The sequence below is a fragment of the Stenotrophomonas sp. YJH_SMC_8 genome, from assembly GCF_059371315.1.
On the sequence record NZ_JCAFUL010000011.1, the window covers coordinates 1 to 19,837 of the forward strand.

Genomic DNA, 19,837 nt, shown 5'->3' on the forward strand with positions numbered 1-19,837 from the left:
CCTTGGTTCGCACCGCTCCTGCCGCTGCGCTCGCCGGGCATGGCCCGGCGCTACCGATACGGGATCTGCCGTGGTGGGTGCGAACCTTGGTTCGCACCGCTCCTGCCGCTGCGCTCGCCGGGCATGGCCCGGCGCTACCGCATCACTCGTTCGGCGGCGTGGTCGCCTTGGCTTCGCTGCCGAAACTACCATCGGCTTCCGCGGCCAGATACGCGAATACCGCATAGGCAGCCACGTTCTGTGCCAGTGCCTTCGGGTCGATCTTGTCCAGCGTGTCGTCGGCGGTGTGGTGCAGGTGGAAGTAGTCCGAACCATCCTGTGCGAGCCACGCCCATGCGCCGCCCTTGGCGGCCAACGGGCCGACGTCCGGGCCCGGGCCACCCTTGTCGGCCTGGTACTCGATGCCCAGCGGCTTCATCACCTCGGCAATCTGCCGGGTCGCCTCGCGCGAGCCTTCCGGATTCGGCGAACCGGTATTGAAGGCATAGATGCGGCCCGCACCGAAGTCGCTCTCGGCGGCCAGCTGGTGCAGGGCCACGTCCTTGGCGTGTGCTTCGGCGTAGGCCTTGCCGCCGTACAGGCCCTGTTCTTCGTTGGCGAAGGCGATCACGCGGATGGTGCGCTTCGGTGCCTGCTTCAGCAGGCCGATCAGGTGGCCAGCGGCCATGGTGATGCCCACGCCCGCGCCGTCATCGACCGCACCGGTGCCCAGGTCCCACGAATCCAGGTGGCCGCCGATCACCACCACTTCCTTCGGCAGGCTGCGGCCGGTGATCTCGCCGATCACGTTGTACGAGGTGGCAGTGCCATCCCAGCCGCAGTCCAGCGCCACCTTCACCGTGGTGCTGCCACGGGCCAGCAGGCGGGCCAGCTGGTCGGCATCGGGCACCGACAGTGCGGCCGACGGCACCGGGGTCAGGCCATCGTCAAAACGGGTGATGCCGGTGTGTGGCACGCGGTGCGAATCGGTACCGGCCGAGCGCATCAGGAAACCAACCGCGCCCTTGCGGATCGCCTCGGACGGGCCCTTGCTGCGGATCGCGCCGCCACGGCCGTAGTCGCGGCCATCGCGGAACGGCAGCATCTGGTAATCGACGAAGGCGATCTTGCCCTTCAGCGAACCGGCCGGGGCGGCCTGCAGGGCGGCCAGGTCGGCGAAGCGCACCACCTCCGCTTCCACCGTGCCGCCCGGGCTGCCGCCCAGTGCAGTGATCTGCAGCGGCTGCGGGTTCTTGCCGGTCACGGCGGCGTGTTCACTGCGGCGCTCCCACTTCGGGAAGGTCACCGGCTCCTTCCACACCTTGTCGAAGCCCAGTGCCTTGAACTTGGCTTCGGCCCAGGCCACGGCACGGGCGTCGGCTTCGCCGCCGGCAATGCGCGGACCGATCTCGGTGGTCAGCGATTCGACCACCTTCCAGCCGGTGTCGTCGGCCAGTGCCTGGTCGCGCAGCTGCGCAGCGGTGGCCAGCGATGCCGGGGGCAGGGTAGTGGTGTGCGGCGCCGCAAAGGCCGGAGCGGCCAGCAGGGCGAGGGAGGATGCGATGGCAAGGACGCGGCGACGCATGGGCAACTCCGGAAGGGACCAAGCCTTGGAGCTTAACAGTCGTTCAGGCCCGCGCATGAGTGGGAGGTCATGGCTGGCGCGAACGCTGTTTTCCGCCACGTCCGGCAAAGCGAAAGCCCCGCCGGGGCGGGGCTTTCGCAGGCTTCTGCGGTAGCGCCGGGCCATGCCCGGCGAGCGCAGCGGCAAGATGGCGTCCCGCCGGGCATGGCCCGGCGCTACCACCTTATTTCTTCAGGCTGTCGCGGATCTCGCGCAGCAGCACCACTTCCTCGGCCGGTGCGGCCGGTGCGGCTTCCTGCTTGCGCGACAGGCGGTTGATCGCCTTGACCACGATGAAGATGGCGAAGGCCACGATCACGAACTGGATGATGGTGTTGATGAAGTCGCCATAGCCAACGACCACGGCCGGAATCTCCTTGCCATCCGGGCCCAGGTGAGCCGGCGACAACGTCCAGGCCAGGCTGGAGAAGTCCACGCGGCCGATCAGGTAGCCCAGCGGCGGCATGATGATCTTCTCCACCAGCGCCGTCACGATCTTGCCGAAGGCTGCGCCGATCACCACGCCGACGGCGAGGTCGATGACGTTGCCGCGCATCGCGAATTCCTTGAACTCGGTGAGCATTCCCATTGTTGTTTTTCTCCGGTGGGGGAAGTGGACAGCGCGCAGGGTAGCGCAGGTGATGTCAGCCGGCGATCACGCCGTGGCGCTCGGCCACGTTTTCAAGGCGCGCGCTGAAGCGGTCGCCGGGCTTCAGTGCAGCCACCCCGGACGGCGTGCCCATGAACACCAGATCGCCCGCGCGCAGCTGCCACAGCTTGGACAGCTCATGCAGGATCTCCGGCACGTTCCAGATCATCTGGTCGAGCAGCGCCTGCTGGCGCACTTCACCGTTGACCTCCAGCGACAGGTTCAGCGCGGCCAGGTCGCCGACTTCCTCGGCGTGGACGATTTCGCTGATCGGCGCGGAGGCATCGAAGCCCTTGGCGGCATCCCACGGGTGGCCCTTGTCCTTGGCCGCAGCCTGCAGGTCGCGGCGGGTCAGGTCCAGGCCGACGGCGTAGCCGTAGACCAGTGTTTCGGCATCGGCCACGGCCAGCTCACCGGCAGGCGCATCGCGGCCGATCGCCACCACCAGTTCCACTTCGTGGTGCAGGTTGGTGGTTGCCGGTGGATAGGGGATGGCATCGTCGTGGCCGACCACGATCGCATCGGCCGGCTTGCTGAAGAACATCGGGCGGCCACGGTCATCGGCGGCTGGCACTGCTGCGCCCATTTCGCGGGCATGGTCGGCGAAGTTGCGGCCGACGCAGTAGATGCGGTGCACGGGGAAACTGCCGCCGCCCGCCACCGGTACACGCGGCAGGGCTACGGCAGGGATCACATCGGAGACATCGGACATGCGGGCATCCAGGAAGGGCGTGCCCGCAGTCTAGAACGCATGGCGCCCGCCGTCAGCGGGCGCGGAAGATGCAGATCAGCGCGAGGCCGGCAGCACCGGCTTGCGCACTACGCGGTACTCGCCTTCGACCACGGTCGGGTCGACCGGACGCGCAGTGCCCGGCTTGCGCGAGGCCAGCAGCTTCCACGCCAGGCCGACCAGGATCATCGCTGCACCGACGAACACGCCGATGAACACCATCGCGGCCAGGATCGCCAGGCCAAGCAGGCCCACGGCAACGCGCACCAACGGATGGCGCGGCTTGCGCGGCGCGAACAGGGTGCGGAACTGGTTGAAGGCGGATGCGCGATTGAACATGGCGGCTCGATAGGCTGGGATCAGCGAAACCAGAGTATCGGGACGCGCCACTGTCATTGAGTGAAAAACTCGTTAAATATAGCCTGTGCTTATTACGGATCAATGACTTGTGTTCATGTCGCAGCCAGTCACCTGAGCAGGCATGCGACAATTCCGGTTTACCGTCCGAGCCTTCGCCATGACTACCGCCGCTGCCCTGATCGCCCTTGAAGCCATTGCCGATGGCGCGTTTGCCGAGGTCGAAGCGGTGGTCGATGGCGATGCCGAGTCGCTGGTGCTGTACCGCGACGGCGGGCAGGTCCGTGCCTTCCTGAACATCTGTCCGCACGCCGGCCGCCGCCTGGACTGGGCCCCTGGCCAGTTCCTGAAGAGCCGCGAGGGCCACCTGGTATGCGCCGCGCATGGCGCCTCGTTCGCACTGGACAGCGGCGACTGCATTGCCGGCCCGTGCAAGGGCGACCGCCTGCGCGCGGTGCCGGTGGACGTGCGTGACGGGCAGGTTTACCTGGCCTGATGTAACCGGTGTGCGAACCAAGGTTCGCACCCACAGGATCAATGGGTATCCCGAGATTCATCCACGCATGGCGTGGATCCACCGTGTCGACCAAGGTCGACACCCACCAGAGCAGACGCCGTTCCGACAGCACGCGGAAAACTGTCGAAGGCGGGGTGGGTCCGGTTGCGGGGGTGTCCGCGGCATGGATGCCGCGGCCAAGCCCCCATGGACGGGTTCACGGCGTCCCCCGCAACCGGACCCACCCCGCCATCCCACGGAATGCACGCTGTTGCTGTTGCTGTTGCTTCGGCTTCTGCGGGTGCAGGGCGCAGCCCTGCCAACAAACCCCAACCCTCAGAACATCAGGTTGATCATCAACACCACCACGCAGGTGTAGATCAGCGACAGCGGTCCGCCGACCCGCCACATCTCGCGCGGGGTGTAGTTGGCCGGGCCGGTGATCATCGAGATCACCGGATTGGAGGCCGTCATCAGGTTGTTGGACGCCGACAGCGCCACGATCAGCGCGAACGCGGTCGGGTTGCCACCCGCCGCCAGCGCCAGGTTCACCGCAATGGGCACCATCACGATGGTCGCGCCCACATGGCTGATCACCAGCGAAAACGCCGTGGTCAACAGCGCCAGCGCCACCTCCAGCACCCACACTGGAATGCCGGTAGGCAGCTTGTCGATCGTGTGCCCGGCTACCCACGCCGCCGCGCCGCTGGAATCCATCGCCCAGCCGAGCGGAATCAGCCCGGCCATCATGAACACCGTCTTCCAGTTGATCGAGGCATACGCCTCGTCCATGCGCAGCACGCCGGTCAGCAGCATGCCGGCCACGCCGGTCATCAGCGTCAGCGCCACCGGCAGCTTGCTGGTCAGCGCGATCAGGATGGTCAGCGCGAAGATCGCCATCGCGATCTTGAACTTGTGCGGGCGCTGCTCACCGGTGGGATAGTCGGTCACCACCACGAAGTCGCGGCTGCGCGCGGCCTGCGCCAGGTCGGTCCAGATGCTGTGGAAGACCAGCATGTCGCCGGCGCGCAGCTGCACATCGCGCACGTCCTCGCGGATCACCTGCTTGTCGCGGTTGATCGCCAGCAGGCTGATGCCGCGCTCCTTGCGCAGGCGCAGATCGGCCGCGCTCTTGCCGATCACGTTCGAGGTCGGCGGCACCACCGCTTCGGAAATACCGGCGCGGCTGGGGTTGAACAGGTCGCCCAGGTGCTTCAGGCGCGAGGACATGCGCAGGAACTGGTTCTGCGCGAAGTCGTTGATCTGGTCACGCGGCCCCATCGCACCGAGCACGCTGCCAACCCAGATGCGCATCTCCGCCGGCGGCGCCAGGCGAGTGTCGTTGCCGGTCTTCAGGGCGAGCAGCAGCGGCGCATCGTGCAGGTTCTCGGCCTCGCCCAGGGTCATGCCGACCAGCGGGCTTTCGGCACTGACCACCAGCTCGAACACATCGCCTTCAATGCCGTAGGTCTTGGCGAAGTAGCTCTCGGTGCGTGCCGGCGTGACGCCGTCGTTGACCAGGCTTTCTTCTTCAACCAGCTTGCGGTCGCCGTAGTAGCGGAAGTACAGCAGCGAGGCGATCAGCAGGGCCACGCCGATGGGCAGCGGCGCGAACATGCGCAGCGGCTCGATGGTGGCCAGGCCCGAGGGCAGGTTGTTGTTGGCCGAGGCCAGCAGGTCGTTCAGCAGGATCAGCGGCGAGTTGCCGACCATGGTCAGCGCGCCGCCCATCACGATCGCCGCCGAGATCGGCAGCAGCAGGCGCTGAAGGGTCAGGCCCGTGCGCGCTGCCAGTCGCGAGGCGACCGGCAGGTACAGCGCCATCACCGACGGGTTCTGCATGAAAGATGAGTTCAGGCCGGCAATGGCCGTGGTCATCATCAGCAGCCGCTGCTCCACGCCATGGCCGCGCCGCAGCAGCCACGCGGCCAGCCGGTTCAGCGCCCCGGTGCGGTCCAGGCCCGCACCGAGGATGGTGGTGGCGATGATGCTCATCACCGCGTTGCCGGAGAAGCCGCCGAAGATCTCCTCCGGCGCGATCAGGCCGGTGACGCCGAGCACCACCAGCACCACCAGCGCGACCACATCGGCGCGGATGCGCTCGAACAGGAACATCGCCATCGTGAAGCCGACCAGCCCGAGCACGAGCTTCATGTCGTTGGTCAGCGTCAGCGCGGTATCCATGTGGGGCGCGGTGTCCTCAGGCGTTGATCAGGTGCGGTCGTACAACAGGTCCCAGACGCCGTGGCCGAGCTTCTGGCCGCGGGTCTCGAAGTGGGTCTGCGGGCGCCAGTCCGGGCGCGGCACGCTGCCACGCGGGCCGGCACGGTTGACCAGGCCGGCAGTGGCATCGAGCACGTCCCACATCTGCTCAGCGTAGTCTTCCCAGTCGGTCGCGCAGTGCAGGCGGCCACCCGGGCGCAGCTTGCGCACCAGCAGGTCGGCGAACGCCGGCTGCAGCAGGCGGCGCTTGTTGTGGCGCTTCTTGTGCCACGGGTCCGGGAAGTAGATGCGCACTTCATCCAGCGCACCGTCTGCGATCTCGTTCTGCAGCACCTCCACGGCATCGTGGTGGTACAGGCGCACGTGGTCGGCGTTGTCCTCGGCCAGCGCGTTCAGCAGGCGGCCCACGCCCGGGGCGTGCACTTCAATGCCGATGTAGTCGCGCGACGGGTCGTGCTGGGCGGCGAAGCGCAGCGCGGCACCGTTGCCGAAGCCGATTTCCAGCACCTTGTGCGCCGGGCGGCCGAAGGTGGCGTCCAAGTCACGCGGCTGGCCGTTGTAGTCGATGCCGAAGCGCGGCCAGCGTTCGTCGAACGCGCGCTGCTGGGCAGGGGTGAAGCGGCCCTGGCGGAGCACGAAGCTGCGCACCTCGCGGCGGCCTTCGCTAACGGTGAAGGGCTTGGGCGGGGCCTTGGAACCGGCGCTGTCGAAAGGATTGGTCATCAGCCGATCAACCCATCAATCGGCGAGGACGCGCTGGCATAGCGCTTGCGCGGAATGCGCCCGGCCAGGAAGGCCTCGCGGCCGGCCTCGACTGCCTTGCGCATGGCACTGGCCATCAGCACCGGGTGGCGTGCACCGGCAATGGCGGTGTTCATCAGCACGCCATCGCAGCCCAGCTCCATCGCAATCGCCGCGTCGGAGGCGGTGCCCACGCCGGCGTCGACGATGATCGGCACCTTGGCGTCTTCGATGATCTGCAGCAGGTTGTACTTGTTCTGGATGCCCAGGCCCGAACCGATCGGCGCGGCCAGCGGCATCACCGCGGCGCAGCCGATCTCTTCCAGGCGCTTGGCCAGGATCGGGTCATCGGAGGTGTAGACCATCACCTCGAAACCGTCCTTGACCAGCTGTTCTGCGGCCTTGAGGGTCTGCACCACGTCCGGGTACAGCGACTTCTGGTCGCCCAGCACTTCCAGCTTGGTCAGGTTGTGGCCGTCCAGCAGCTCACGGGCCAGGCGGCAGGTGCGCACGGCATCTTCGGCGGTGTAGCAGCCGGCGGTGTTGGGCAGGATGGTGTAGCGCTCCGGCGGCAGCACGTCGAGCAGGTTGGGCTCGCCCGGGTTCTGCCCGATGTTGGTGCGGCGGATCGCCACGGTGACGATCTGGGCGCCTGCAGCCTCGGTGGCCAGGCGGGTTTCTTCCAGATCCTTGAACTTGCCGGTGCCGGTCAGCAGCCGCGAGCCATAGGTCTTGCCGGCGATCACCAGCGAATCGGGGGAGACATGAACGTTCATGGCGCGATTATCGCTTATCCGCCTGAAGATGGGGTCGTTGCTTCGACGCCGCCGGGCATGGCCCGGCGTTACCGGGAGGCCGGTGCAGGGTAGCGCCGGGCCATGCCCGGCGAGCGCGGAGGCTTTACCTCAGCCCCCGCCCAGCGCGTGCACGATCTCCACCACATCACCGTCGGCCAGCACGTGCTCGCCATGGCGGCTGCGGCTGACGATCTCGCCGTTGACCTCCACGGCCACCCGGCGCTGCAGCAACTGCTCGGCCTCGAGCAGGTCGTGGAGGGTCGCCGAAGCGGGCAGGGTGCGGGGTTCGCCATTGAGCTGGATGTTCATCCGCGCATTGTCGCCGATAGCCCGCCGGGATCGGAACGCTTGCAAATTGAACGGGGCGCCAGCTCCGGCACAGCAGGTTTCCCGGCGATCGGGCGACAATCCATGCGGCGGCGCAGCGTGAGCAAAACGCGGCGCAGTGAAACCATTCACCGTGCGCCGGCGTACGTCCGCCGGGTCCCCAACGATTTCCCCACAGGAGTTTCCTACATGCAGCTCAGCAAACACCCGATCCGCTCCCTGATGGCGGCCGCGATCGCGCTGGCCGCGCTTCCGGCCATGGCAGGCGAATCCCCGTATTCCAAGGCCGTGTTCTTCGGTGACAGCCTCACCGATGCCGGCTATTTCCGCCCGTTGCTCGATCCGGGCGTGCAGCCGGTCACCGGCCAGTTCACCACCAACCCGGGCTGGGTGTGGTCGCAGCAGGTCGCCAATTACTACGGCCTCAACGGCGGTGCCAACGGCAACGGCCAGAAGGGTGACAACTATGCTGTCGGTGGCGCCCGCGTATCGGTCGACGAGGCGGGTGGCCTGGGTGCCATTCCGTCGCTGAAGTCGCAGGCTGCCCGTTACCTTGCCGCAAATGGCGGCAAGGCTGACGCAAACGCCCTGTATACCGTCTGGGGCGGTGCCAACGACCTGTTCGCCGCCGCGGGCAATCCGGCGCAGGCGCAGGCCATCATTGGCGCGGCCGTCACCGACCAGATCGCTCTGGTCGGCGCGCTGAAGCAGGCCGGTGCGCAGTACGTGCTGGTGCCGAACCTGCCGAACGTCGGCCTGACCCCGGCCTTCCGTGGCCCGAATGCCGCCACCGCCACCGCGCTGTCGGCCGGTTACAACAAGGCCCTGTACGGTGGCCTGAAGCAGGCCGGCATCGAGTTCATCCCGCTTGATACCTTCACCGTGCTGGGCGAAGTGGCAGCCAACCCGGCGATGTACGGCTTCACCAACGTCACCAGCACCGCCTGCAAGATCGATCCGAACAACTCCACTGCAAGCATCATCGGCTGCAATCCGACCAGCTACGTCAGCCCGGATGCGGCCAACACCTATCTGTTCGCCGATGGCGTGCATCCGACCACGGCGGGCCACCAGCTGCTGGGCCAGTACGCGGTCTCGGTGCTGGAAGCCCCGCGCCTGCAGCAGGTGCTGAGCCACTCGGCGCAGACCATCGGTCGTTCGCGTGCCGATCAGGTCAGCATGCACCTGGGCGGTCGTCCGGCCGACGGCCTGTCCTGGTGGGGTGGCGTGCGCGGTGACCTGCAGCGCTACGACCATGCGGATCTGTACGACGGCCTGGCGCCGGCCGGCCTGTTCGGCATCGACTGGGCGCGCGACGGCATGGTGGTCGGCGGCTTCGCCGGCTTCGGCCGCCTCAACGCCGACTTCGGCAACAGCCGTGGCGACTTCACCCAGAAGGACACCACCGCCGGTCTGTTCGCCGGCTGGTACGGCGATCGCATCTGGGTGAACGGCCAGGTCAGCTACACCTGGCTGTCGTACGACGTGAACCGCAAGGTCCAGCTGGGCCCGGCCACCCGCGAGCACGGTGGTTCGCCGGACGGCAGCAACCTGACCGCCGCCCTGAACGCCGGTTACGAGTTCGGCACCGAAGGCGGCTTCCGCCACGGTCCGATCGCTTCGGTGATCTGGCAGAAGGTGAAGATCGATGGCTACACCGAAAGCGCTGCGGCCGGCACCCTGGCTACCGCGCTGGGTTACGACCGCCAGAACGTTGATTCGACCGTTGGCCGCATCGGCTGGCAGGCCCGCTTCGATGGCGGCACCCTCAAGCCGTACGCGCAGCTGACCTACGACCATGAGTTCGAAGACACCAAGCAGGGCAGCGCGTGGCTGCAGACCCTGCCGGAACTGGGCAGCTACCGTGTGCCGGGCCTGAAGTTCGACAAGGACTACGCGACCGTCGTGCTGGGTGCCCGCACCGAACTGTTCGGGCTGCAGAGCAACTTCGGCCTGAGCGCTTCGGCCGGGCAGAAGCGTGCCCAGGACGCAACGCTGTTCGCCAACTTCAGCGGCAGCTTCTAAGCAGAAACCAGGCGGGGTCGGCCCTCCCGGCAACGGGAGGGCTTTGGCTCCGGGCTGATGCGATGGGCACCATTGCGCAACACGGGGCCCAGCGCATAGACTTTCCACCGCAACGCGGGCGTAGCTCAATGGTAGAGCTGTAGCTTCCCAAGCTACTGACGTGGGTTCGATTCCCATCGCCCGCTCCATGTCGTCACCGGATCTGCGCCTGAGTTGTTGATGGCGCACGGGTGAACCGGCAGAGAAACGAGCACTCAAACGAGCACTCAAACGAGCTGGTCAGGTGTCGTTCGAGGTGTCGTTTTTTCCCATGCCACCGCGTCTTTCTCGTCCCAGCGGACTATAGGGTCGCGTTCTTGCGCCCATCGATTTGCGATGCCGTCATCGGCTCGCGCTTCCTCGTTCGTCTTCTCCATGAGCCTGCCGGCGGGCGGGCATGTACTGGTGGCGCAGGGATCTGATCATCAGAGGCATGAAGCTGCGCAGCGGAACGCACGTTGGGCATTGAGGCAACCGCATCTCATCGCATCCCGGGGCAAGCCCGAAAGAATGCTGTCGACCCGGCCGAAGGAGCGTGCCCCCAGAGCGCAGACAGGCCAGCCCTGCCACTTATGGCGCGATGTGAATGTAATGTGAACGTCACCAGTGGAACGGCTGGGGGAGATACTGCCTTCCCTCGTTTTGCCATGGGAGCCCTGCTTCAGTCCGACCGTCGCAACGAGACGAGTGACTGTCGCTGTGGCATGGCTCCAGCCCGACGCCCAGCGTGGGCTCGGAAAGATGGAAGTCCCGACAACCATGAAATGGAGGCTCTATGCGTGATCTCAGGCATTTTGAACTTGCAGAAGTTTCAGGTGGTACGCGTGGTATCAACTTCCAGGTTGGTTCCAGCGAAGGCACCCATATCAGCGGGACCCTCCACGACCTTGGAGAGGCTGCCTATATGTATGGAAGGGTTGCGCCATTCAGTGGGATCGGCGCTGCTGGCTTGATCTACCATTACCTCATGGCTCGATGATCCGGGCAGTCTGATCGCCCGTCTCCGCGGCGTCAGCTCAAGGCCAAGCCTTCGATGCACGGTTCATGATGATGTAGAGGCGGAAGCATCGACCCAGGCCCGGGTTCGGGCCTGGGTCCTTTGGAGAATATTTTGATTACAAAGGTCGCGCGCTGGAAGCCTCGTCCCATAGCAGAAAACAAAATATTCGTGGCTGCAATTGCAATTGTGGGCGTCGGTGCAGCGCAGGGGGTTCTGAGCCATTTTGACGTTTTCGGATCAAGGGCGATGGTTGAACTGATCGCCTTCATTGTCTGCGTCTGGCTACTTCCCAGTGAACCCCGGAGAGATTGGACGTTCCGGCTCGGAGCTGCCTTGGTGGCTGTTGGAATCGCCGGAGGGATGATCTGGGTTCTAGTCATCGGGGTTCCCGCAATACCCTATACAAAGTTCATCCCATTTGGCGAAATCCCAATCAGGTTCTATATTCTGGGATTGGTGTCGAGCTGCATCATAGGGCCTCTCTTCGAGGAGAAAGTTGTGAGGCACCTGCTCTTTGATGGCGTATCCCACTATTTCGGGCGCGTGTTGGGCGCCATCCTGGTCAGCATCGCTTTTGCTGCAGTCCACGTGGGCGCATTTGTTTCAACTTTCCTGTTTTCGATACTTCTCTGCGTATTGGCTTGTCAATTCAGGCTGAGCACGACCCAGCTGGCAACTGTGCACGGCACCATCAATCTTACGATAACGCAGTGGGTCATATTCTATCCAACGCTCAGGGACTACGGAATCCAGTCGTGAGCGGAGGCCTGGTGGGCCTGCTCCCGAGGCGCCTGGCATGCAGGGAGGTTTCTCCCGTGAGCGATTTCGACTGTTGATCGGGCAGCGGTGGTGGCTGAAGATGGCGGAACCCACCCGTTCTTCCGTTCTTCCGGGATTTTCGCTTCAAACGCAAAGGTACTGCCGCATGGAGGGGTCAGGCTATTGATACGATAATCCAGTCGGAGGCAGCCGAATGCGGGCTTGCCTGCGTGGCCATGGTTGCGTCATATCATGGGAACGGCGTCGGACTCCGGGAACTCCGTCGCCGATACGCCCTTTCACTCAAAGGGGCAACGCTTGCTCAGATCATCGAAATTGGTGGGGCACTCGGTTTTCGTTGCCGCCCCCTGCGCTTGGACCTGGAGCATCTGAACCAACTTCAGTTGCCGTGCATCGCGCATTGGGATCTCAACCATTTCGTCGTAATCAGCAAAGTGGGGCGCAGTGGCGTCACTGTTCTGGATCCAACCTTTGGCAAGCGCAAGCTCTCTCTGGAGGAGGTCTCGCGCCATTTCACCGGAATTGCACTGGAGTTGCATCCAACCACCAATTTCCGGGTCAGCCCTCGCCCGCCAGCCATCTCGCTTGCACAGCTGACCGGGAAGATCCAGGGCTTGTGGCAGGCTTTGGGGCTGCTGCTGCTTCTGTCCATTGCTCTTCAGTTGTTCGTCCTGATAGCGCCGTTCTTCATGCAATGGACCGTGGATCAAGTGCTCGTCGCCTACGACAGAGACCTGCTGACCGTGCTGGGCATTGGATTCGCGCTGGCACTGCTGCTGCAGGTCTGTATCGGGCAGATCCGAGGCCGAGCGGTCATCTATCTGTCAAACAGGCTCAACCTGCAATGGACCGGCAACGTCTTTCAACACCTGCTGCGTTTGCCCTTGGACTTCTTCGAAAAGCGCCATCTGGGCGATGTCACCTCACGGATGGGAAGCGTTCAAGCCATCCAGAAAACGTTGACGACCAGCTTCGTAGAGGCGCTCATTGATGGGCTCATGGCGGCGGTGACGCTGGGAATGATGCTGCTCTACAGCTGGAAGCTTGCGCTGGTCACGCTGCTTGCGGTTGTTCTGTATGCAATCACGCGTGCCTGTGCCTTTGCGTCCCTCCGGCGAGGCACGGAGAAGCAGTTGATCGCCGCGGCTCGGCAGGAGAGCCATCTCCTCGAGTCCATTCGCGGAGTCCAGTCGGTGAAGGTGGCGGGACGGGAATCGGCTCGACAAGCCGGCTACTTCAATCTCATGAACGAGACGGTCAACCATGACATCTGGCTGGCAAAGTTCGGGCTGAATTTCGGTGGTGCCAATCAGTTGCTGTTTGGCATGGAACGTATCGCGGTGGTCTGGCTCGGTGCGCTGCTGGCCATGAGCAACGTGTTCTCCGTGGGCATGCTGATTGCCTACCTCGCCTACAAGGATCAGTTCTCACAGCGGGTGGGGGCGTTGATCGACAAGTGGGTGGAGTTCCGCATGCTGCGCCTGCACGGCGAGCGGCTCTCCGACATTGTTCTCACCGAGCCGGAGGACCACTCTTCCAGCGCGGGCAACATGCTTCCGGATGGACTCCGCATTGAGGTTGAGGGGCTTGGTTTCCGCTACGCCCCCGGTGAGCCCTGGGTGCTGAAGAACTGCAGTTTCGTGGTGGATGCCGGGGAGTCGGTCGCCATCATTGGCCCTTCGGGCTGTGGGAAGTCCACGCTGATCAAGATACTCCTGGGGCTGCTGCAGCCGACCGAGGGCCAGATCCGCATTGGTGGCGTACCGTTGCCAAGGATAAGCGTGAGTGACTACCGTCGCATGATCGGAGCGGTGATGCAGGATGACCAGCTCTTCGCCGGAAGTGTCAGCGACAACATTGCCTTCGAGGACGATCATCATGATGAAGCCAGAGTGCGCGAGGCCGCACAGATGGCGGCTGTGCATGACGACATCGCAGCGATGCCGATGGGCTACAACAGCTTGATCGGCGACATGGGTACGACGCTTTCCGGAGGACAGAAACAGCGGGTGATCCTCGCTCGCGCACTGTATCGCAAGCCACAGTTGCTCTTCCTGGACGAGGCAACCAGCCATCTGGATGTTGAGCGGGAGAGGCTGGTGAATGAAGCCGTCCGACAGCTTGAGCTGACCCGGGTGATCATCGCCCATCGTCCAGAAACCATCGCCAGCGCTGACCGGGTGCTGGTCATGCATGCGGGAGCAGTGGCACAGGTGTTGACGCAGGATGCGCCAGGCTCCGTCAAAGCGGATCGGGATGGCGTCGAGGAGGTCCCTGCATGAGTGGCCTCTTCCGCAAGGAAGCCATCGACGCCCAGCGCCGGAGCTGGCTCGGTGGCGTGTCCCTGGCACAACCGCTCCGTTTCTGGTTTCTTGCGGTATTCGCCGTGATCGCGGCCTCGGCCATCGTCGGCTTTCTTTGCCTGGGCGAGTACTCACGCAGATCAAGGGTTTCGGGTGAGCTTGTGCCCGATCTCGGGCTTTCCACCGTGGTCGCTCCGTCGGCAGGCGTGGTTGCGAAACTGGATGTTGAGGAAGGGGATCACGTCCAGCGCCAGGATGGGCTGCTAACGATCAACGTGCCGCGGGTCACCTCCTCCGGACAGGATGCCGTATCAACGTTGCTTGAGGAGCAACGCTCCCGCATGACCAGCGTGGAGGCGATGAGCGAATTCCAGGACAGGCAGCTCGCAGCACAGCAGGAGGGTGCGAAAGCCCAGCGCGCTGCGATGCTGCGCGAGCTTTCGCAGATCGAGGTGGAGATCAGAACCCGCGGCGAGCAGGTGAGAATTGGTCGAGAGACGCTTGACCGATACCGGAGCGTTGAGGATGAGCACTACGTCAGCGTGGTTCAGATCAATCAGCAAGAGCAGTCGATGCTCGAGGCGGTCAACGCACAACAAGCCCTGCAACGCCAAGCGACCTCGATCCGGCGCAACCTGGCCGAACTGGAGCAGAGGCTGGCAGAAATTCCCCATCAACGGCACTCCGCCAAGGCGGCGTCCGAGCGTGATCTGGCTGAGCTGAGTCAGGAGACCGTCCGGATGGAGGCCGATGGAGAGCTGCTCCTTCGCGCGCCGGTAACCGGATTGGTGGCAAATCGACTCGTTGAGGCTGGCCAGGCAGTGCAGGCGGGACAGCCCATTCTCAGCCTGCTCCCCGAAGGCTCCGAGCTTCGAGCACAGCTGCTGGTGCCCAGTTCGGCCGTTGGTTTCGTCAAGCCGGGGGACCGGGTTCTCCTGCGCTACCAGGCCTATCCTTACCAGAAGTTTGGTGCCCACGAGGGAACGGTCATCCGCATCTCCCGCAGCGCGCTGACGGAATCCCAGAAGGACGGTGATGCAAAGCAGTCCCTGTATCGAGTCCTTGTTTCCCTGGATCGGCAAGGAGTGCTGGCATATGGAACGATGGAGCCGCTTCGTCCAGGCATGCAGCTCGAGGCCGATATCATGGGGGAGCGCCGCAAGCTCTACGAATGGCTGTTGGAGCCTCTCTATTCGGTGACCGGAAAGCTGGGAGGCTAGTAGCAGTTGCTGGCGATGCCGTTCCGAAGATCAGACTCATTTGTCGACCGCCCTTGCACGGAGCCTGCAGGACAGGAATTCCCCTGCTGCAGCCGCAGCTGCTATGGCCTTCCGGGCTTGGTCGAGCTGCAGGATTCAGTTGATGCTTGGCTTCGGAATGCTAAAAGATCGTTAGCTGTTGACGCCCATCATCCGTTGCCCGGAGCGTGAATGATCGCTGCACTTGTGCCCATCAGGCGATGCTTTGATTTTTCCGGACGATCCGACCGGAGGGAGTTCTGGTCGTATTCGCTGCTTGCCGGGTTCGTGATAGCGGTGAGCTACAGCGTGATGGATCGCGGCTACTGGCTGGTCGGCTACCTGTCGTTCGATTGGGAAACATCCGAGATCCTGTGGAAGCTGGGATGGGTCATGACCGTCTGCGCTGTCATCGTCTTCCTGCCTCCGATGCTGGCCCTGGCCGTGCGGAGATTGCACGATATCGACGAGTCAGGCTGGTACACCGTGATCGCGTTCATTCCGTTGGGGGTGTTCGTGCTCTTTCCGGTCATGCTGCTTCCCGGGAGCGAGGAAGAGAATCGATTCGGTGCAGTTCCTGGAGTGCAGGATGCTTGAACCCGCATCGGGCGCAATCGATCAGATCGGCATTGAAGACGTGGACGGTTCTCAACTGCGCCCCTGTCATCCGCATGTCGGTTGATCGAAGCGCCGTCAGGCGCTACACCCAGTGGTTGCCGTTCCTGGCCTGGGTCGCCGTCTGCGTGGCCTGGTGGTCACCTTGGGGCGTGATTGTCGGCCTTGCCGTGTGCCTTGCGCTGGGGGGCGCGCTGCAGCGAATCGATCTGGTCGGCGATGCCGTGGGCGGTTCACGCTTGCGCTCGCGAGCGATGAAGCCCTTTGCCGAGCGGCCGCCCGCACATGATGTGCTGTTGGATTGGGGCGAGCTGGGCATGGGCGGGCCGGCGTACAGCACGCAGATGCTGCGCGATGGCGCCATCGTTGAAGGCGTATCCACCGGGGGCAGTCGTGATGCCAGCGGTGAATGGCTGGACCTGCCGGGAAGCGCGCTGCGCCTGGCCAGCGGGTATGTTGATCGATGCGAAGCGGTGTTCGTCTACGACGAGCGCCGCAAGGCGATGCACGTGCATGCGGCTGCTCCCGGCCTGTTCCGGCAGCAGCTGAGCGAGCGCCAGCAGTCCGATGGGGATGCCGGAGCGGAGGCGTGGCTGCGCAGCCAGTCCGGCGGCGTGACCCAGCTGCATCCCTGCCGGGGCCTATGGCTGGAGCAGGGACATCCGGCGCTGGCCGCCGGGGTGCCGCGGGAGCTGAGGCACGTCCTGCCTGATGCCCGGGTGCTGCGCGCGGTCCCGCTGCTTCCCGATGATCTGCGCGTGACCGCGCATCCGGCCCTGTTCGCGTGCATCTGCCCGTATTCCCTCTACCTTGACGGGGCATCCAGTGGTCGCCACGTCTGTGATCTGGAGACGGTGATCGCGAGCCCGTCGGGACGCTGCCTGGTGGTGGCCGGCAGTGTGCTTGATGAGAACCTGCGGCCCATCGAGGGCGTATGGCTTGCCTGCTGGCAGGGGCGTTGGCAGGCCTTTGCCCGTCATGCGATGGGGGGCTTCGGCAAGGACCGGAGCGTGGCCTGGATCAATGTGATCGACGTTGACGACGACGGCACACTCCAGTGCGAAGCCTATGAGGAACGCTGGGAGTCCGATGCCGTCCATCGGTACCCCACGCCCCACACAGCCCTGGAGCTGCCTGTGGAATGGCGCGAAACCGGGTTGGCGCTGCGCGCCCGTGATGGGCGCTTCAGGCTGCGCCTTCCCTCGCGCTGATCAGGCCCCGGCGGCGCGCGCGCTCGTTTCCCGCAGCGACTGCGCATATTCCTCGGTGAACAGCCCCGACAACGCCTGGCGCTGCTCCGCATCGATCTCGCGCGAGGCGTTGGTCGTGTAGTCGAAGTGCACCATCACGCAGCGCCCGCTGGCCACCAGAGCCTCGAACTGGAACGCCTGCTGCACGATCGACAGCGAGGAGCGGCCGATGCTCTCGATCCGGGTCTCGATGCGCACTTCGTGTCCCGCCTGTATCTGCCGCAGGAAGTCGATCTCGTAGCGGCGCAGGATCAGCGCCAGGTCGCGCATGCTGGCCTCGCGGCTGAAATGCCGGAAGATCTCCTGGCGACCTTCCTCGAACCAGACGGGCAGGGCGGTGTTGGTGACGTGGCCGAGTACATCCACTTCGGAGAAGCGCGGAAGGATCGTCAGCGGCATGGCGTTTCCGGGGCATGGCGGGTGGAGTCTGCGGCGACGGCGCTGCCATCGCCGAAGACGGTACGGCGGCTGTCAGTCAGAGTAGAAACCGTTGCCGAGGGTGCCGGGCAGGCTGGGTTCCGGCCATGGCATCAGCGATGTGCAGGCGTCATACAGCGTGCAGAAATCCTGCCGCAGTTGAGCAGGCACCCAGCTGCCGTAGGAAACGTCGGTCGAGTCGCCCTGGCAGGCGTAGGAAACATCGATCCAGCGGGTATTGGCATGAGACGCAACGCCCTGGTGCTGGGTCCTGCCGGTGCAGTAGCGCAGGCCCTGGCCGATCAGGGTGTTGTTGGCATCGAAGTAGAGCCGGGAGACTGCATGGGTCGGCGCAGCCTGCACATCTGCGGCGCCTCCCACCAGGCCAAACAGCAACAACAGCGGAATTCCCATTCGCATCTGTGGTTCTCCTTGGTTTGCATGGGCCGGCCGTGTCCTGTCCTGTAGCCGGCAGGGCATCTTCGCACAGCCCTGCCAGCCATGCAGAAGCGCCCGTCCGCGCGGCATCATCCACCCGCCACACACCCGCGCTATGCTGCGCGCCTGCCGCCCGATCCTGCCGCGATGAAGCTCGCCATCCTGTCCCGCAACAGCTCCCTGTACTCCACCCGCCGGCTGGTCGAGGCGGCGCGCGCGCGCGGCCACACCGTTCGCATCCTGGACCCGCTGCGCTGCTACATGCGCATCGCCGCCGATGGCTTCTCGATGCACTACAAGGGCCGGCCGATGACCGGCGTGGACATGGTCATCCCGCGCATCGGTGCCTCGATCACCCGCTACGGCACCGCAGTACTGCGCCAGTTCGAACTGATGGGCGCACGCACCCCGAATCCGTCCGACGCGATCCTGCGTTCGCGCGACAAGCTGCGTGCGCACCAGCTGCTGGCGGCCAAGGGCATCGACATGCCGGTCACCGTGTTCGGCGACAACCCCGACGACACCGTCGACCTGTTGTCCATGCTGGGCCCGCCGCCGCATGTGGTGAAGCTCAACGAGGGTACCCAGGGGCGGGGCGTGATCCTGACCGAGAAGGCCAGCGCCTCGCGCGGCATTGTCGAGGCCCTGCGCGGGTTGTATGCCAATTTCCTGATGCAGGAGTTCATCGGCGAAGCCAAGGGGGCCGACCTGCGCTGCTTCGTGGTCGGCGACCAGGTGGTGGCCTCGATGCAGCGTCAGGCGCCGGAAGGTGACTTCCGCTCCAACCTGCATGCCGGGGGTACCGCGGTGGCTGCCAAGGCCAGCCGTGCCGAGCAGCAGGTGGCGGTGCGGTCGGCCAAGGCGCTGGGCCTGTCGGTGTGCGGGGTGGACCTGATCCGCTCCGCGCGCGGCCCGCTGGTGCTGGAGGTCAACTCCACGCCGGGGCTGGAAGGGATCGAGGCTGCCTGCGGGGTGGACGTGGCCACGCGCATCATCGAGCACGTCGAGAAGCTGAAAAAGCCTTGAAATTTCAGTTGCTTGAAATTCTCATGGGCGGATGAGGCCGGCTTTAACAAGCCTTTAATCGGCCCGCGCGTAGGCTTCAGCGAACCGCAGCTCTGCCTCTCAGCAGGATCGGTATCGGGATACAACTTCAGACCCAGGCGGGGGCACCGCCTGGGTCTTTTTTATGCCTGCCCGGTGTCCCTTGTGGAGGCAGCGTGACGGCCGTAGAGTGGCCCCCATCGTTCCTGGATGGATCGGAGGCTGGCGATGTACCGCATCACGATGATCGCGTTGTTGCTGGGCCTGGCCGGATCTGCTGCGGCCAAGCCGGAGAAATCCGTTGTGCAGATGGACCGGCAGTCGCCGGTGGCCGAGCAGGTGCGACAGGTCGAAAAGGCCCTGGATGATGGCGATTACAGCGAGATTTCCGCTGATGACCGCAGCGAGGTGCGCCAGGCACTGGCCCGGATCACCGCGCGGATGGGTGACCGCCAGAGCCTGCAGGACCTGCCGCCGCAGGTGCAGGGTGAGGTCTTCAACGACCAGGAGCGCATCAATACGCTGCTGACCCGCGCCCACGATGACAGCCGGCAGGTCTGCCAGTACACGCGCACCACCGGCAGCAACATGCCCAAAAGCCGCTGCCTGACGGTGGCCGAACGGCGCCGGATCGCGGAGAAGGGCAAGGCGCTGTTGAATGACCAGCGCACCTTCAACAACTTGAATCCGGAAACCTCGCGCTAGGGCCCCCTGCGGCCCGACCATTGGCACTTGCTGGCGTGAAGGCGGTGCGAATAGAGTCGG

General features: G+C 64.8%; 19 protein-coding genes and 1 tRNA gene. 10 read left to right on the top strand and 10 right to left on the bottom strand.

Features of this window, described 5'->3' with window-relative positions; all coding sequences use genetic code 11:
- Positions 1-142: 142 nt before the first annotated feature.
- The 4 genes from AC5P88_RS14525 to AC5P88_RS14540 form a co-directional block, all read right to left on the bottom strand.
- Positions 143-1,564 (bottom strand): M28 family peptidase, encoded by a 1,422-nt coding sequence (locus AC5P88_RS14525; protein ID WP_106551216.1) that lies wholly within the window; start codon positions 1,562-1,564, stop codon positions 143-145.
- Positions 1,565-1,787: 223 nt separating this feature from the next.
- Positions 1,788-2,192 (bottom strand): large-conductance mechanosensitive channel protein MscL, encoded by a 405-nt coding sequence (gene mscL / locus AC5P88_RS14530; RefSeq protein WP_014038282.1) that lies wholly within the window; start codon positions 2,190-2,192, stop codon positions 1,788-1,790.
- 55 nt (positions 2,193-2,247) lie between these two features.
- Positions 2,248-2,964, bottom strand: a complete 717-nt coding sequence (locus tag AC5P88_RS14535) for a fumarylacetoacetate hydrolase family protein (RefSeq protein ID WP_111110875.1) — start codon at positions 2,962-2,964, stop codon at positions 2,248-2,250.
- A gap of 75 nt (positions 2,965-3,039) precedes the next feature.
- Complete coding sequence (locus AC5P88_RS14540; RefSeq protein ID WP_049466016.1) at positions 3,040-3,321, bottom strand: hypothetical protein; 282 nt, start codon at positions 3,319-3,321, stop codon at positions 3,040-3,042.
- A gap of 178 nt (positions 3,322-3,499) precedes the next feature.
- On the opposite strand from AC5P88_RS14540, the gene AC5P88_RS14545 reads away from it, so the two are divergent.
- Positions 3,500-3,835 carry a Rieske (2Fe-2S) protein gene (locus AC5P88_RS14545; protein WP_099553760.1) on the top strand — a complete coding sequence of 112 codons (336 nt, stop codon included), beginning with the start codon at positions 3,500-3,502 and terminating at the stop codon, positions 3,833-3,835.
- A 336-nt stretch (positions 3,836-4,171) separates the two neighbouring features.
- On the opposite strand, the gene AC5P88_RS14550 is transcribed toward AC5P88_RS14545, so the two are convergent.
- The 4 genes from AC5P88_RS14550 to thiS form a co-directional block, all read right to left on the bottom strand.
- Positions 4,172-6,019 (bottom strand): SLC13 family permease, encoded by a 1,848-nt coding sequence (locus tag AC5P88_RS14550; protein ID WP_106549557.1) that lies wholly within the window; start codon positions 6,017-6,019, stop codon positions 4,172-4,174.
- 27 nt (positions 6,020-6,046) lie between these two features.
- Entirely contained in the window at positions 6,047-6,781 is a 735-nt protein-coding gene (trmB, locus tag AC5P88_RS14555; RefSeq protein ID WP_049429900.1) for a tRNA (guanosine(46)-N7)-methyltransferase TrmB, read from the bottom strand.
- Positions 6,781-7,575, bottom strand: coding sequence for a thiazole synthase (locus tag AC5P88_RS14560; RefSeq protein WP_495225378.1), 795 nt, complete (start codon positions 7,573-7,575; stop codon positions 6,781-6,783). The genes trmB and AC5P88_RS14560 overlap by 1 nt, the downstream gene beginning before the upstream one ends.
- A gap of 129 nt (positions 7,576-7,704) precedes the next feature.
- A complete protein-coding gene (gene thiS, locus AC5P88_RS14565; protein ID WP_106549558.1) occupies positions 7,705-7,905 on the bottom strand; it encodes a sulfur carrier protein ThiS in 201 nt (66 codons plus the stop codon).
- Between the two features lie 207 nt (positions 7,906-8,112).
- Between thiS and AC5P88_RS14570 the strand changes: the two genes are divergently transcribed.
- The 7 genes from AC5P88_RS14570 to AC5P88_RS14600 all read left to right on the top strand — a co-directional run bounded on the left by AC5P88_RS14570 (position 8,113) and on the right by AC5P88_RS14600 (position 17,134).
- Positions 8,113-9,948 (top strand): autotransporter outer membrane beta-barrel domain-containing protein, encoded by a 1,836-nt coding sequence (locus AC5P88_RS14570; RefSeq protein WP_106549559.1) that lies wholly within the window; start codon positions 8,113-8,115, stop codon positions 9,946-9,948.
- Between the two features lie 114 nt (positions 9,949-10,062).
- Positions 10,063-10,136 (top strand) — tRNA-Gly (locus tag AC5P88_RS14575).
- A 1,019-nt stretch (positions 10,137-11,155) separates the two neighbouring features.
- On the top strand, positions 11,156-11,746 hold the full coding sequence (locus AC5P88_RS14580; protein WP_258393924.1) for a CPBP family intramembrane glutamic endopeptidase: 591 nt from the start codon (positions 11,156-11,158) through the stop codon (positions 11,744-11,746).
- Positions 11,747-11,928: 182 nt separating this feature from the next.
- Complete coding sequence (locus tag AC5P88_RS14585) at positions 11,929-14,049, top strand: peptidase domain-containing ABC transporter (RefSeq protein ID WP_286075943.1); 2,121 nt, start codon at positions 11,929-11,931, stop codon at positions 14,047-14,049.
- Positions 14,046-15,290 carry an HlyD family secretion protein gene (locus AC5P88_RS14590; RefSeq protein ID WP_495225379.1) on the top strand — a complete coding sequence of 415 codons (1,245 nt, stop codon included), beginning with the start codon at positions 14,046-14,048 and terminating at the stop codon, positions 15,288-15,290. Before AC5P88_RS14585 ends, AC5P88_RS14590 begins: the two co-directional genes overlap by 4 nt.
- 210 nt (positions 15,291-15,500) lie before the next feature.
- Positions 15,501-15,905 (top strand): DUF805 domain-containing protein, encoded by a 405-nt coding sequence (locus tag AC5P88_RS14595; RefSeq protein ID WP_111110865.1) that lies wholly within the window; start codon positions 15,501-15,503, stop codon positions 15,903-15,905.
- On the top strand, positions 15,902-17,134 hold the full coding sequence (locus AC5P88_RS14600; RefSeq protein ID WP_495225380.1) for a hypothetical protein: 1,233 nt from the start codon (positions 15,902-15,904) through the stop codon (positions 17,132-17,134). Before AC5P88_RS14595 ends, AC5P88_RS14600 begins: the two co-directional genes overlap by 4 nt.
- Here the strand turns inward: AC5P88_RS14600 and AC5P88_RS14605 are convergent, their stop codons facing one another.
- The gene (locus tag AC5P88_RS14605) at positions 17,135-17,572 is read right to left on the bottom strand and encodes an acyl-CoA thioesterase (protein WP_106549562.1); all 438 of its coding nucleotides are present in this window, start codon (positions 17,570-17,572) and stop codon (positions 17,135-17,137) included.
- Between the two features lie 72 nt (positions 17,573-17,644).
- Positions 17,645-18,010, bottom strand: coding sequence for a hypothetical protein (locus AC5P88_RS14610; protein ID WP_258179499.1), 366 nt, complete (start codon positions 18,008-18,010; stop codon positions 17,645-17,647).
- Positions 18,011-18,175: 165 nt separating this feature from the next.
- On the opposite strand from AC5P88_RS14610, the gene rimK reads away from it, so the two are divergent.
- Both rimK and AC5P88_RS14620 read left to right on the top strand, forming a co-directional pair.
- Positions 18,176-19,054: a 30S ribosomal protein S6--L-glutamate ligase gene (gene rimK / locus AC5P88_RS14615; protein ID WP_005410807.1), complete on the top strand. Its 879-nt coding sequence runs from the start codon at positions 18,176-18,178 to the stop codon at positions 19,052-19,054.
- Between the two features lie 246 nt (positions 19,055-19,300).
- The gene (locus AC5P88_RS14620; protein WP_106549564.1) at positions 19,301-19,777 is read left to right on the top strand and encodes a hypothetical protein; all 477 of its coding nucleotides are present in this window, start codon (positions 19,301-19,303) and stop codon (positions 19,775-19,777) included.
- The last annotated feature ends 60 nt before the right edge of the window (positions 19,778-19,837 follow it).

Bases quoted from the DNA above. Each gene is read 5' to 3' on its own strand.
- AC5P88_RS14525 (WP_106551216.1), bottom strand. From the start codon at position 1,564: ATGCGTCGCCGCGTCCTTGCCATCGCATCCTCCCTCGCCCTGCTGGCC.
- mscL (WP_014038282.1), bottom strand. From the start codon at position 2,192: ATGGGAATGCTCACCGAGTTCAAGGAATTCGCGATGCGCGGCAACGTC.
- AC5P88_RS14535 (WP_111110875.1), bottom strand. From the start codon at position 2,964: ATGTCCGATGTCTCCGATGTGATCCCTGCCGTAGCCCTGCCGCGTGTA.
- AC5P88_RS14540 (WP_049466016.1), bottom strand. From the start codon at position 3,321: ATGTTCAATCGCGCATCCGCCTTCAACCAGTTCCGCACCCTGTTCGCG.
- AC5P88_RS14545 (WP_099553760.1), top strand. From the start codon at position 3,500: ATGACTACCGCCGCTGCCCTGATCGCCCTTGAAGCCATTGCCGATGGC.
- AC5P88_RS14550 (WP_106549557.1), bottom strand. From the start codon at position 6,019: ATGGATACCGCGCTGACGCTGACCAACGACATGAAGCTCGTGCTCGGG.
- trmB (WP_049429900.1), bottom strand. From the start codon at position 6,781: ATGACCAATCCTTTCGACAGCGCCGGTTCCAAGGCCCCGCCCAAGCCC.
- AC5P88_RS14560 (WP_495225378.1), bottom strand. From the start codon at position 7,575: ATGAACGTTCATGTCTCCCCCGATTCGCTGGTGATCGCCGGCAAGACC.
- thiS (WP_106549558.1), bottom strand. From the start codon at position 7,905: ATGAACATCCAGCTCAATGGCGAACCCCGCACCCTGCCCGCTTCGGCG.
- AC5P88_RS14570 (WP_106549559.1), top strand. From the start codon at position 8,113: ATGCAGCTCAGCAAACACCCGATCCGCTCCCTGATGGCGGCCGCGATC.
- AC5P88_RS14590 (WP_495225379.1), top strand. From the start codon at position 14,046: ATGAGTGGCCTCTTCCGCAAGGAAGCCATCGACGCCCAGCGCCGGAGC.
- AC5P88_RS14595 (WP_111110865.1), top strand. From the start codon at position 15,501: ATGATCGCTGCACTTGTGCCCATCAGGCGATGCTTTGATTTTTCCGGA.
- AC5P88_RS14605 (WP_106549562.1), bottom strand. From the start codon at position 17,572: ATGCCGCTGACGATCCTTCCGCGCTTCTCCGAAGTGGATGTACTCGGC.
- AC5P88_RS14610 (WP_258179499.1), bottom strand. From the start codon at position 18,010: ATGCGAATGGGAATTCCGCTGTTGTTGCTGTTTGGCCTGGTGGGAGGC.
- rimK (WP_005410807.1), top strand. From the start codon at position 18,176: ATGAAGCTCGCCATCCTGTCCCGCAACAGCTCCCTGTACTCCACCCGC.
- AC5P88_RS14620 (WP_106549564.1), top strand. From the start codon at position 19,301: ATGTACCGCATCACGATGATCGCGTTGTTGCTGGGCCTGGCCGGATCT.